Source organism: Wylensekiella montiformis (assembly GCF_009697385.1).
GTDB classification, from domain to species: Bacteria; Bacillota; Negativicutes; order Selenomonadales; family Selenomonadaceae; genus Selenomonas_A; species Selenomonas_A montiformis.
Window position 1 is genome coordinate 67,295 of the sequence record NZ_VUNL01000014.1, and the last position, 11,933, is coordinate 79,227.

Here is an 11,933-nt window from a genome sequence, read left to right on the forward strand (position 1 = left end):
AACCGGGCAGGGGAACAAGGAAAAAAAGATGCTGCCGCACCAAACAACATGCCTGTTTGTGCAGCAGCATCTTTTATTGTTTTTTCTTCCGGGAATACCGGTCAGACGGCGGCTCTTCTTCTCCGCTGTCCTCTTCCTTTTTCTCGGGGCCGAACCACAGCCAGAATAAGACTGGGAAAATGAGAAATTCCAGCACCAGTACGACAAGAAACAATCCATTGATAAAGTCCCATTCGAGGAAAAACGGGGCCGGGGGATCTTCCGGCGGCCCCGGCCGGCGCGGCAATGAGGGAACCATCCCTCCGATGATCCTCGGGCTGTCGTTCTGTCCCGCCGCGGTTGCCGGGACGGACTCAGGCAGCGGGGCAGACGATCCGCCTGCCCACAGCACCGCCGCCAGCATAATACAGAACACCATGCCAATCCGGCGCAGTCCGCCCCACGGACACCGGACGCCTTTCTCCTTCTCTTGCATGATGACTCCCCCCGTTTCCCCTGCGATTCTCCTGTTTCTCTCTTTCGGGCCGCCGCGCGCATCAAACGGAGCGTCTGACTCCCGACCCGTCAAAATGCGGCACAAACTGTTCCGAAGCCGTCATGCCCTCCTGAATGTAAGCGTGCGTGAACCCAAGCTCTACAGCGTGATTCACCACGGATTCGTATTCAAAGGTGGTCAGGCGGCGGTTCATCCCCCGGTATTCTGCCGCCCGATACATCGGCGTATATTGATTCATCAGCGAAAGCTGCACCCTGTCGCCGAACGTCCGCCAGATCCAGTCCAGCACCCGCATGCTCTCATGGCGGTGTCCCGGCAGTACCAGATGGCGAATCAGGACCCCTTTTCGCAGCTGGCCGTCCGCGTCAAACTGCACGGGGCCGGCCAGTTCAAACATCTTGCGGATCGCCTTCGCCGCCGCCGCAAAATAATCCGGTGCTTCGGAGTAAAGGCGTCCGCTTTCCTCGTCGGCATATTTGAGATCCGGCAGAAAGATATCGACCTGACCGCGCAGCGCCTCGACCGTCGCCTCCGTTTCATACGCGCTGGAATTATAAACGACCGGAAGGCGAAAACCGCTCCGCCGTGCCACCTCAAGCGCATGCAGAATCCCGGGCACATAATGCGTCGGCGTGACCAGATCCAGCGTGGCAGCGCCCCGCTCCTGCTGTTCCAGAAAAATCTCGGCCAGCCGTTCATCCGTGACCTCAAAGCCGCGTCCCTCATGAGAAATTTCATGGTTCTGGCAAAAGCAGCAGCGCAGATTGCAATAGGAAAAAAACACCGTACCCGCGCCGCGCCCATCGGCTCCGGTCAGACAAGGTTCCTCCCAGCGATGCAGCGACACCAGCGCCACGCGCGCCCGCTCTCCGGCTCCGCAAAACCCTCTGGCTTTCGTGCGGTCCACACCGCAGCGCCTTGGGCAGAGCTCACAGTGATGTATATCCAGCATATCGATCCCCCTTTCCGCCGTATGGCATTCCCTGACGCCGTCTCTTAAGACCGGTTCTCCAATTTGGATGCATCGAGAAGCGGCCCGTATTTCGGACGCCACCAGGAAATACTGCGAACCGCGTTGATATAATCTTCCATCGCCTGCTGATCGATCCCGGGCGGCGGTCCGCCATCGACGGACTCCGGTACGAGAGGCACCGTGTCGGCCCTGCCGACAGCCTGACGGGTAATCCAAAACCCATAATTGACGCCGCGTTTGTTTCCATTGGCCAGACTCGCCCCAACGGACATATAACGAAATCCCTTCGGCGCAATGAGCTCAAGGATCGTCGGCACGATGTCGATCTGACTGCCGGCCGAATCAGCCGGCAGCGTTCCCTTATGAATGCCGCACCCGGTGATGATGAACGGGATGCCGTACCGTTCATAAGTCGGCGGCGTCTTATCGATATTGTAGCGGTCGGCATGGTCGCCGACGATGACAAACAGGCTGTCGGGGTATTTCGCCTTGACGTCCCGGACGAATCCCGCCAGTTCGCGGTCGGCATACCAGTAATGCCCGAGCTCTTTCAAAAGCTCCTCGTCCGCCTGCGCCTCCGGCGGCAGGGCAGCCCGCACGGCCTCCCTGTCAAAGCCCTTGGCCTCGACATCGACATCATAAGGCGAATGATTCGACGCGTTGAGGATCACGTTAAAACTCGGCGCATCGGAAAGCCCCGCAAGCACCTGTGCATAGAGATATTCATCCTCGCAGCCCCAGACGCTGCCGGGCGCATCGCCGAAATCGCCGCGGCTGTAGAAATGATCAAAGCCCTGCGCCTCGGTGAACGCGCCGATGCGCTCCCAGGTCGCCGGCCCCGCATACCAGAAATTCGTCGCATAGCCGAGTTTTTCCATCTGCGGCGCGCTGGCCGTGACATACGGCTCCCGAAAGGATTCGGGCATCGTCGTCAGATAGAGATTGGCATCGGCAAACCCCGTGACGACGCCCGTCACAGCCGATACCGTGCTGGCGCCGTTGGGCAGGAACGTCGGACAGTAGTCCGTATCTTCCTCGGCAATCAGGGAGCGCAGTCCCCCCGCAATCGGAATATCCTTATATTTATCGAGCAGCGGCCAGTTAGCCAGACTCTCAGACAGGATGATAAAAACATGACGCGGCTTGTCGATGCGCGCCCCCTGCGCCTGTTTTTGCAAATAAACGTCGAGATCGTCGCTGTCCGGCCGGCGGCCCGCAAGCGCGGCTGCCAGAGCGCGAATATCTTCAACCGTAAAATCGAGTCCGTTGCAGGCCAGCATGCGCTGATTGAGTACCCATGCGCGGTAGATCGCCTGCGGATTGTCGAGGATGGCCTCGTTGAGGAACGCATCCTTTGTCACGCCGGCGTTTTCCCAGTTCACAGAGGTCTGCCAGCCGAGGCTCCCACCGAAAACACCGAGCAATACCGCCAGATAACATCCGCCCAGAAACGCCAGCCTTCCCAGCCAGCGCAGAAGGCGCGGCAGCCGGACGTCATGAAGCAGCTGTTCCACCGGCGTCCAACGCAGCCAGGCCATCAGAAGGCGCCACAGCACACCGGCCAGCAAAAGCGCGCCCGCCAGCCGGACCGGAAGCCAGTACTGCTGGATCATCGTGACCAGCAGCGCATACAGATCGTCATTGGCCCCCGTAAACAGCATCTGATTGAAATTCATGCGGAACTGGCGGTAAAACGGAAAGCTGGCTATGTAAAGAACCGACAGCGCTGTAAGCGCGATGCCGTGAATGATTCGCCAGCTCCATTTCTCGGCGGAAGGATACAGATAGTGGAGCAAAAAGGACGGAATCAGGCTGATCAGACTGATACAGCCCGCCGTCTGCATGCTCAGCCGTCCGCCCCGCCATAAGGCCAGCAGGATATCCTGCCGCCCGGTTCCCTCTCCCATGTAGCCGCTCATCCAAAACAGGAAAAAAAGCCGGAAAAGGGAAAGGACTGTCAGGTAAAACAGATATACCTTCAGTCCTTTCAGTATAACCGTATAAAAATGTTCCCAGTTCCAGTGCCGTGCAGCTGAAAACCTCATGGCAGGATGATCTCTACGCCATAGGAATCCGCCGCGTCCTGAATATCCTGAGCCGGTAGGGTGTCTGTGATCAGGCCAGACAGCGTATCCAGCGTCGTGTAATTGTAATTTCCGTCCGTGCTGAGCTTGCGCGCCTCCGCAACGACATAAGCCTTTTTGCTGTGACGGATGATGGACGCCTTATTGATGCCGTCGTCGATATCATAGGTCGAGACGCTGTTTTCCTTTACATCCACGCCGACCGCTCCGACAAAGGCGATATCCGGTTTCAGATGGGAAATGAAATCCAGCGTCATGCCGCCCCAGAATCCGTCGCGGCTCTTGTTGATCTTGCCGCCAGCGAACACCACGCGAATCTTCGGATTGCGCGCCAGTACGACAAGGATATCGATCATATTCGTCACAACCGTAATGTCCTGATCCATCTTGACCAGCAGCTCCGCAATGGCCAGATTGCTGGTGGAAATATCGAGGAATACCATATCCTTTTCATGAATGAGCTTGACCGCCGCCTGCGCGATGCGCTGCTTTGCCTCCACGTCGGTATTGCGGTGCTTGCTGACCTCGACCATATGACTGTTCTCGCGGATACGGACCGCGCCGCCGTAGGTGCGTTTGAGCTTGCCCTTCTTTTCCAGCGCGCCGAGATCTTTGCGGATGCAGTCCTCCGTGACCTTGAATTTTTCGCTGAGATCACGGACGCGCACCTTGCCGTCCCGTGCCAGCATGTTTAAAATAATTTCCTGCCGTTCTTCCAAAAACATCGTTCATCCACTCCTACTAAAAGAATCAACGGTATTGTTTTCTCTTGTTGTACAAACATTGTACTAAATTTGTCCAAAATTATCAAGTCAACTTTTCAGCAGTCAGGCGTTCCATTTCCTCCTGCCGCGACGCATCGATCAGCAGGTAAAGTTCATCGCCTTCGCGCAGGCGCAGTTCCCCTGTCGGGGTGATTTCCTCGCTGCCGCGGCGTACATTGACCAGCAGGCTTCCCGCCGGCCAGAGAATCTGCCGGACGCACCGTCCGGCCAGCAGGCTGCCGGCTCCGATGCCGGTTTCAAACACAATGCGCCGCTTGCGGATATGGTGGGACAGTTTATCCTGCAGCGCCAGACTGCGGTTCAAAAGCATGTCATAAACCGGCTCGCGGCCGGCAAGATCCGCCACCAGATAAGCCGTCATGGAAACAAGGATCAGCGCCAGCAGATGATCAAACGACCCCGTCATCTCCATGATCAGGACCGCGCCCGTTACCGGGGATTTGACCACCGCCGAAAAATACGCCGCCATCCCGAAAATGATACAGTTCACGGTCCATACGGGATCCATGATCCCGAGCAGCACCGCAGCCCGGGCGAATACGGCACCGCTCAGGGCGCCCAGCACCAGCATGGGCAGAAAGATTCCCCCCGGAACCCCGGAGCCAAAACACAGCATCGTAAACGCAAACTTTCCCGCCAGCAGGAGCAGCAGAAACAGCACCGGATAATCGGTGAGGACCAGCGAATCGACGAGCCGGCTGCCGCCGCCCAGAACCTGCGGCAGGACAAAGCCCAGTACGCCGGCCGCCAGCAGCGGAATCATCGGCTTCATCCAGCCCGGAACCGGCGCTTTCATATACCCGTCCAGCGATACCGTCAGCATGGAGTTAAACGCCAGCCCCAGCGTGCCGACGAATGCCCCCAGCGCAATCAGCAGGATATAGACGCTGCCTGCCGATACGACAGGAACATCGCCCAGATGAAAAACCGGCTCCATGCCAAAAAAATACTGCGTGACGGTCGTTGAAGTCACCGCCGCGGCAATCGTCCCCATCAGCACAAAAGGAGAAAAATTCTTCGTCAATTCTTCCAGACAGAAAATCACGCCGGCCAGCGGCGCATTGAACGCGGCGGCCAGCCCCGCCCCCGCACCGGCAGTCAGCAGATAGTGGTTTTCGGAATACGATCGGTGCGTGACCCGCCCCAGCCCCTGTCCGATACAGGCGCCAAGCTGCACGCTTGGCCCTTCGCGTCCCAAGGAAAGACCTGCGCCAATGCCGAGCACAGCCCCGGCGAACTTCAGGACCAGAACCCGCGCCCAGTTCATATCCATCCGCCCCAGCAGAATTCCCTTAATCTGCGGAATTCCCGAGCCGGAGGTCATACCGTCCCAGCGGACAATGCGGTAAAGGATCCAGCCGATAAGCATCAGCAGAGCCGCCCAACCGCCGATCCAGACCGGGTGAACAGCCAGCCAGGCATACAGAACCGGAGCCGCCTGTTCCGACAGTTCCAGCAGCCGCCGGAACAAGGCGATCAAAAGCCCCGTAAACACCCCGATGATGTTTCCCTCCACAAACAAGCGCAGCTTGAAGTGGCGCGGTTCCGTGAACATACGCATAGCCGCTTCGATACGATTCGCCATTCTCCCCTTCCTCCCTGATGCAAAAAAGGTGCTGTACCGAGGTACAGCACCTTAAAAGACTTATTCTGCAGTAAACGGCAGCAGCGCAATATTGCGCGCGCGCTTAATCGCAACAGTAACCTGCCGCTGATGCTTGGCGCAGTTGCCGGAAATGCGGCGCGGCAGGATCTTGCCGCGCTCCGTCACAAAGCGGCGAAGCTTTGCCACGTCTTTATAGTCGATATGCTCGACTTTATCCACGCAAAACGAGCAGACTTTTCTGCGAGGTCTTCTGCCTCTGTCACGTCTCATCAAAGTAATTCCCTCCTGTCTTAAAATGGAATTTCTTCGTCAGAGAGGTTCGGTCCAAGGGCGCCTGTATCACCAGCCGGCTGCTGCGGAGCAGCTGCCGGAGCCGGTGCGCCGAATCCTCCGGCCTGTGGAGCGGCGCTTCTGGAATCCAGGAACTCCACTTCATCCGCTACGATTTCCGTCACATAACGCTTCGAGCCATCCTGTGCGTCATAGCTTCTGACCTGAATACGGCCTTCGACCGAAATACGACGGCCCTTGACCAGATTGTTGCCACAAATCTCAGCAAGCTTGCGCCAGGTCACGATCGGAATAAAATCCGCCGTCGGCTGACCACTGTTGTCATCCTTTCTGGCGAAACGCCGGTCGACTGCCAGTGTAAACGTGCAGACAGCCACTCCCGACTGTGTATAACGAACTTCCGGATCGCGAGTCAGACGTCCAATCAATATTGCCTTATTCATGGTTCATCCTCCCTGACACCTTACGGTGTACTTCTGTTACGCCTTATTCTTCGTCGGATTTGACGATCATGTGCTTCAGGATCTCGTCCGTGATCTTCATGACGCGGTCGCACTCGGCAACGCAGGCCGGTTCGCACGTCACATAGAGCAGATCATAGAATCCCTCTGTGCAGTCTTTGATCTCATAGGCCAGACGCTTCTTGCCCCAACGATCCTCTTTATCGATAGTACCGCCGTTTTCGGTGATGAGTTTAGTGAACTTGTCAATGACAGCGTTCGTAGCGTCCTCTTCCATCGGCTTAACGATAAATATGACTTCGTACTTTCTCACGAAATCACCTCCCTCTTTGGTCTTTGGCTCCTGCTCGAACAGGAGCAGAGGTTGAAATACAATTTCAACACTACATCATTCTTTGTCTCGCGACTAGAAAATTATACCATGAAGGACCGCTTCACGCAAGGAAAATTTACCTCTGACGGGCCAGCTTCTCCTCGGCCGTCGTATTCCCGCCGCGCAGCGCAAGCGCCACACCGGCGGCAATGAGCAGAAAACCGATCCAGAAAAACATCGTAATCGGCTCGCCAAGCAGCAGCCAGCCGAGAAACGTCCCGACCACCGGCTGAAAAAACATAAACAGCCCGGCAATCGAGGCGTCCATATAAAGAAGCCCTTTGTTCCACAAGCAGAACCCGGCAATCGTAGAAAAAAAGCCAAGATACAAAACCGACCCCCAGACGGAAGGCTCGGCCATCGCACGATAATCCGCCGCGGTCAGCAGCCAATAAAGGCCATACGGCGTCAAGGTCAGAAAGGCAATGAGCAGACTGTAAAACGTCACGGTAAATACAGAATATCCGGAAAGAAATTTCAGCAGGACCGACATGAACGCCCAGGTGACCGCTGCCACCAGCAGCGAAACGCCGCCCCAGACCCCGGGCGCAAACTGATCCGGATCGAACACGATAAACAGCACACCGCTCATCGCCAAAAGCACCGAAACGACGCGCCCCGCCGTCAGCTTCTCGTGAAGCAGGAGCCAGGCGAAAACCACCATAAAGGCCGGCGTCGCCGCCGTGATCACCGAGCCGGTCTGCGCCGAAGTCATCATCGTCCCCGTTTCCTGCGTGACGATGGACAGCACCTGCCCCGACAGCGCGGAGAGCAGCAGCAGGCCGCGATCCTTCCGGTCGATATGCCAGGACGCGTGCGTCAGGACCATCAGGGCAGACAGTCCGATCAATGCCGTTCCATAACGCATCCAGACGAGCGGAACCGGAGGGATGACAAACACAGACAGCCGCACGGCGATAAACATGCCGCCCCAGATACTGCCGGCCAACGATAAAAACAATGCCCCGATCAGCAGATTGCGCAATCTTTCCCCTCCTCCATGATGCGCCTGTATACCGAATCCTGCAGGCGCCGCAAAGCAGGTATCATTATAGCACAGATTTACATCCGCCGCCAAACATGATAGGATTGAGCCAGCAATAGGATACCGTTTCGTCTCATAGAAAAATCAATAGAAAGGACTTTCCTTATGGATACTGTAAACCTGCGCCTGCTTTTCGTCCTGACAGATCTTATCGCACCGCTGGCCGTCGGCTACGTTCTGCATCAGCGCCACATCGTTTCCGATGAGTCCGTCAACCGCCTCATCCGTTTCAACGTCATCTTTGTCTATACCCTGCTCTCGCTGCTGAGTTTCTGGGTGCTCCCCATCTCATGGAGCCTGCTGGCCATCCCGCTTTTCGGCTTTCTCCTCGTGCTGATCCCCGGCGGCATCGGCACGTTCTTTTTCGCCCGGCGGCTCGACAGCTGGCTTGACCGCGGCGCCTACATTGCCAGCGCCATGCTGGCCAACCTCGGAACGCTCGGCGGAGTCTGCGCCTTCATCCTCTATGCCGAGCAAGGATTCGCCTATACGCAGATCATCGGCACCTGCCAGAATATCCTGCTCGTTTTGATCGTCTTTCCGCTCGCGCAGTACTGCTATATGAAGCATACCCACAGCCTGCGCAAGACCAATCGGTTCCACAGCTTCTGCGAACTGTTTTTTTCCTGGAACCAGCAGAGCCTTGTCGGCATGGCGGCAGGGCTCTGCCTGAATGCCTTCGGCGTCCCCCGTCCGGCTGCCCTCGCGCCGGTCTTTCAGGGGCTTGTCCATCTGGCGGCCTGGATCGCCATGCTGCCGGTCGGATTCCTGATCGACTTCCATCAGGTGCGCCAATACGAAAAAAAGGTGCGCTCCATCACTCTGATCCGCTTCCTGATCACGCCCGGTCTGTTCAGCCTCCTCATCTTCAATCTGGTCGGCGATCCCGTCGTCCGCGGCACCCTGCTGATCTGTGCGTTCTGTCCGACGGCAATCAACGCGGTGCTCACGGCACGGCTTTATCATCTCAGCACCGATCTCTCCGTCGCCTCATTCGTCATCACAACAGCGGCTTTTCTGCCGGTCATCTTCCCTGTACTGTTCTTCTTCCTTCACTAAACGAAAAAAACGTACGGTCCGCCTTTCGGTTCGGACCGTACGTTTTTTTTCTGCCCGTTATTCCCAATCGACATTTTCCGTCTGCTTTCTTTTCCGCCGATGACGAAGGTAAAAAAAGACGACAACGGCGGCCATAACACCAATAAAGACCAAGCTGGCCTCATGTCCGATATGCGTCAGGATCTTCCAGCTTTCGCCCAGCATCATGCCGGCGTAAAGAATCAGCGCGGTCCATGGAAGAGCCCCGGCAAAGGTCAGCGCCAGAAAGCGCTTCATATCGACATGAGCAAAACCGGCGGGAAGCGAAATAAAGGTGCGTACGACAGGGAGCATGCGGCTGAAAAACACGGCCTTAAGGCCATACTGGTCAAACCAGCGCTGTGCGACATCGACATGCTTCTTTTTGACCAAAAAATAATGCCCATAGCGGTCCACAAAAGTCCGCCCGCCATAATGCCCGACCAGATAGGCAAACACCGAGCCGGCCATGCCGCCGATCATGCCCGCGGTCAGCGCCCCGGCAAACGACATCTGCCCGGAAAAAATCAAATATCCGGCGAAGCCGAGAATCAGCTCGCTGGGGACGGGAATGCAGGCATTCTCCGCCGCCATCAAAACAGCAACAGCCAAATAACCCCATGCGGCAATAAACTCCAAAAACATGGCCGAAAATTGTTCCATCGTATATTATTCTTCCTTTCTCCAATACCCCTCTGACAGCGCTCCGCTGTTCTTTTGACCATCATACCACAGAAACATGAAAAATCAAGGAGGAAATCCCTCAGACCATCATCCGGACCAGCCCGGCAATCCCGAAAAGGAAAAAAATTCCGGCCGACAGATACCGCATCTTCCCGGCGGGAAGCCTCTGATGAAGAAACTTCCCGGCTAAAAGTCCCATACTGTCTGCGGCAATCATGCCGATAACCGCGCCGGCCAGCACCGTCTGCCAGCAATCATACCGCACCGCCGCGGACATCGCCGCAAACTGGGTCTTGTCTCCCATCTCGCCGGCCAGAAAAGTCAGCGCCACCGTAAAAAGCGGCCCGAAGCGTGAAGGAGAGGCTTCTTCCTCCTCGTCTGCCCCGCATAAGGTCCAGATCCCGAATCCGATAAACATCAGCGATACCAGAACCTCCATAACCTGCTCCGGAATCCAGCCGCCGATCAGATTCCCGGCAGCCACCGCCACCGAATGTACGATGACAATGCCCAGCGTCATGCCGACAAAAACCTGACGCCAATCGTATTTCGCCGCAAAAGCCATAACCAAAAACTGCGTCTTATCGCCGAATTCCGCCAGAAAAACGATAAGAAAGGACGCCCAGAAAGCTTCCATTCGACACGCCTCCTAAATAAAAATACACAGAAAAAAAGAGACCTCCGGCGCAGATGTCTACGTCGAAGGTCTCGCTTTGGCAATCATGCCAATGGACAGGCCAGGCGGCTGTACCGCCAGTATGTTGACTTGTCCCGAAGAGCTACTCCCCTTCATTGAAAAAAGAAAACCCGCATCGCGCGGGTCCGATTTACAAGTGGTGCCTCAGAGCGGAATCGAACCACTGACACGGGGATTTTCAGTCCCCTGCTCTACCGACTGAGCTACCGAGGCAAATGGCGACCCGAATGGGACTTGAACCCATGACCTCCGCCGTGACAGGGCGGCATTCTAACCAACTAAACTACCGGGCCATTTATCAAAAAATAGGAATTATCGCATTGGTGGCTCACCCGGGATTCGAACCCGGGACACCCTGATTAAAAGTCAGGTGCTCTGCCAACTGAGCTAGTGAACCAGGTGAGCAGGATATCAAATACTGCAAAAAAACTGGATCAACTGATGCGTCACTCACAAGACATAATTATACGGATAAAGCTCTGCCTTGTCAACACCTTGCCGAAAAAATATCAAAAGAAAGCAGGCATTGTTTCCATGCCTGCTTTCAAAGGTGCTTTAGTGGAGACTCTCCACATATTTTTTCAGATCCTCAGCCGCTTTCGTGACACGGGACAGATTTGCTGTAATCTCCTCCGTGGAAGCGGCCTGTTCTTCACTGATCGATCCGGTTGTCTCAATGGACTTGGAAATCCCTTCTACCGCTTTATTCATTTCATTCAGCGTAGACTGAATTTTTTCCGTCGCTTCGCGAGACTGCTCAGCCAGCTTCCGGACTTCCTCTGCCACGACAGCAAAACCGCGTCCCTGTTCACCGGCGCGGGCCGCCTCAATAGCAGCATTGAGGCCCAGCAAATTGGTCTGGCCGGCAATATTCGTGATAAAATCGATGACCTTGATCGTATCGGCGTTTTTCTCCTGCAGGAACTTCGCCTGTTCCACCGACTCCTGTCCGGCCTTTGCTAAAGCACTTGCACTTTTTGCCACCTGCTCCACCGCTTCATAAACGGTCTGTGTCGAAGAAGCAATCTCTTCAATCGACGAAGTCAGCTTTGCATTAATGTCTTCTCTGTTTGTCGTATCCTCTGGCATTACTATTCCTCCCCATCCTTGTCAGACACCCCCATCGATGCCTTACAATAATTCTCGTCTTATTCTTATTCCACATCCATCGGGAAAAACCTGCTGAAATGACGAAAAAAAAGCAAAAAATAAAAGAGGCATCTGTCAGACAGATGCCTTCAATGAAACCGGCAACTTCCTATCCTCCCAGCCCGTCTCCAGACAAGTACTTTCGGCCTCTGAATGCTTAACTACTGTGTTCGGTATGGGAACAGGTGGAACCATTCAGGCATCGTCACCGG

Annotated in this window: 13 protein-coding genes, 3 tRNA genes and 1 rRNA gene; 1 reads left to right on the forward strand and 16 read right to left on the reverse strand. The window is 55.8% G+C overall.

The window, feature by feature from the left end; all coding sequences use genetic code 11:
* Positions 1-73 precede the first annotated feature (73 nt).
* The 9 genes from FYJ78_RS11260 to FYJ78_RS11300 form a co-directional block, all read right to left on the reverse strand.
* Positions 74-475, reverse strand: a complete 402-nt coding sequence (locus FYJ78_RS11260; RefSeq protein ID WP_154621480.1) for a hypothetical protein — start codon at positions 473-475, stop codon at positions 74-76.
* A gap of 61 nt (positions 476-536) precedes the next feature.
* On the reverse strand, positions 537-1,448 hold the full coding sequence (locus FYJ78_RS11265; RefSeq protein ID WP_154621481.1) for a radical SAM protein: 912 nt from the start codon (positions 1,446-1,448) through the stop codon (positions 537-539).
* A gap of 44 nt (positions 1,449-1,492) precedes the next feature.
* Positions 1,493-3,514, reverse strand: coding sequence for an LTA synthase family protein (locus FYJ78_RS11270; RefSeq protein WP_154621482.1), 2,022 nt, complete (start codon positions 3,512-3,514; stop codon positions 1,493-1,495).
* Positions 3,511-4,278, reverse strand: coding sequence for a DeoR/GlpR family DNA-binding transcription regulator (locus tag FYJ78_RS11275; protein ID WP_154621483.1), 768 nt, complete (start codon positions 4,276-4,278; stop codon positions 3,511-3,513). Before FYJ78_RS11275 ends, FYJ78_RS11270 begins: the two co-directional genes overlap by 4 nt.
* An 82-nt stretch (positions 4,279-4,360) precedes the next feature.
* Entirely contained in the window at positions 4,361-5,923 is a 1,563-nt protein-coding gene (locus FYJ78_RS11280) for a ClC family H(+)/Cl(-) exchange transporter (RefSeq protein ID WP_154621484.1), read from the reverse strand.
* 60 nt (positions 5,924-5,983) lie between these two features.
* Positions 5,984-6,214 carry a 30S ribosomal protein S18 gene (gene rpsR, locus FYJ78_RS11285; protein WP_029541346.1) on the reverse strand — a complete coding sequence of 77 codons (231 nt, stop codon included), beginning with the start codon at positions 6,212-6,214 and terminating at the stop codon, positions 5,984-5,986.
* 20 nt (positions 6,215-6,234) lie between these two features.
* The gene (locus tag FYJ78_RS11290) at positions 6,235-6,678 is read right to left on the reverse strand and encodes a single-stranded DNA-binding protein (protein ID WP_154621486.1); all 444 of its coding nucleotides are present in this window, start codon (positions 6,676-6,678) and stop codon (positions 6,235-6,237) included.
* Positions 6,679-6,721: 43 nt separating this feature from the next.
* The gene (rpsF, locus tag FYJ78_RS11295) at positions 6,722-7,009 is read right to left on the reverse strand and encodes a 30S ribosomal protein S6 (protein WP_328597716.1); all 288 of its coding nucleotides are present in this window, start codon (positions 7,007-7,009) and stop codon (positions 6,722-6,724) included.
* A 136-nt stretch (positions 7,010-7,145) separates the two neighbouring features.
* Positions 7,146-8,054 carry a DMT family transporter gene (locus tag FYJ78_RS11300; RefSeq protein ID WP_154621488.1) on the reverse strand — a complete coding sequence of 303 codons (909 nt, stop codon included), beginning with the start codon at positions 8,052-8,054 and terminating at the stop codon, positions 7,146-7,148.
* 165 nt (positions 8,055-8,219) lie between these two features.
* Here FYJ78_RS11300 and FYJ78_RS11305 point away from each other — a divergent pair, with 165 nt between their 5' ends.
* On the forward strand, positions 8,220-9,173 hold the full coding sequence (locus tag FYJ78_RS11305) for an AEC family transporter (RefSeq protein WP_154621489.1): 954 nt from the start codon (positions 8,220-8,222) through the stop codon (positions 9,171-9,173).
* A gap of 57 nt (positions 9,174-9,230) precedes the next feature.
* Here FYJ78_RS11305 and FYJ78_RS11310 read toward each other — a convergent pair whose 3' ends face one another.
* The 7 genes from FYJ78_RS11310 to rrf form a co-directional block, all read right to left on the reverse strand.
* Complete coding sequence (locus FYJ78_RS11310; protein ID WP_154621490.1) at positions 9,231-9,854, reverse strand: DedA family protein; 624 nt, start codon at positions 9,852-9,854, stop codon at positions 9,231-9,233.
* Between the two features lie 100 nt (positions 9,855-9,954).
* Positions 9,955-10,512, reverse strand: a complete 558-nt coding sequence (locus tag FYJ78_RS11315) for a TMEM165/GDT1 family protein (RefSeq protein WP_154621491.1) — start codon at positions 10,510-10,512, stop codon at positions 9,955-9,957.
* A gap of 197 nt (positions 10,513-10,709) precedes the next feature.
* A tRNA-Phe gene (locus FYJ78_RS11320) sits at positions 10,710-10,785 on the reverse strand.
* 3 nt (positions 10,786-10,788) lie between these two features.
* Positions 10,789-10,865 (reverse strand) — tRNA-Asp (locus tag FYJ78_RS11325).
* A 28-nt stretch (positions 10,866-10,893) separates the two neighbouring features.
* Positions 10,894-10,969 (reverse strand) — tRNA-Lys (locus FYJ78_RS11330).
* A gap of 158 nt (positions 10,970-11,127) precedes the next feature.
* Entirely contained in the window at positions 11,128-11,661 is a 534-nt protein-coding gene (locus tag FYJ78_RS11335; protein ID WP_154621492.1) for a methyl-accepting chemotaxis protein, read from the reverse strand.
* Positions 11,662-11,817: 156 nt separating this feature from the next.
* Positions 11,818-11,933 (reverse strand): 5S ribosomal RNA (gene rrf / locus FYJ78_RS11340).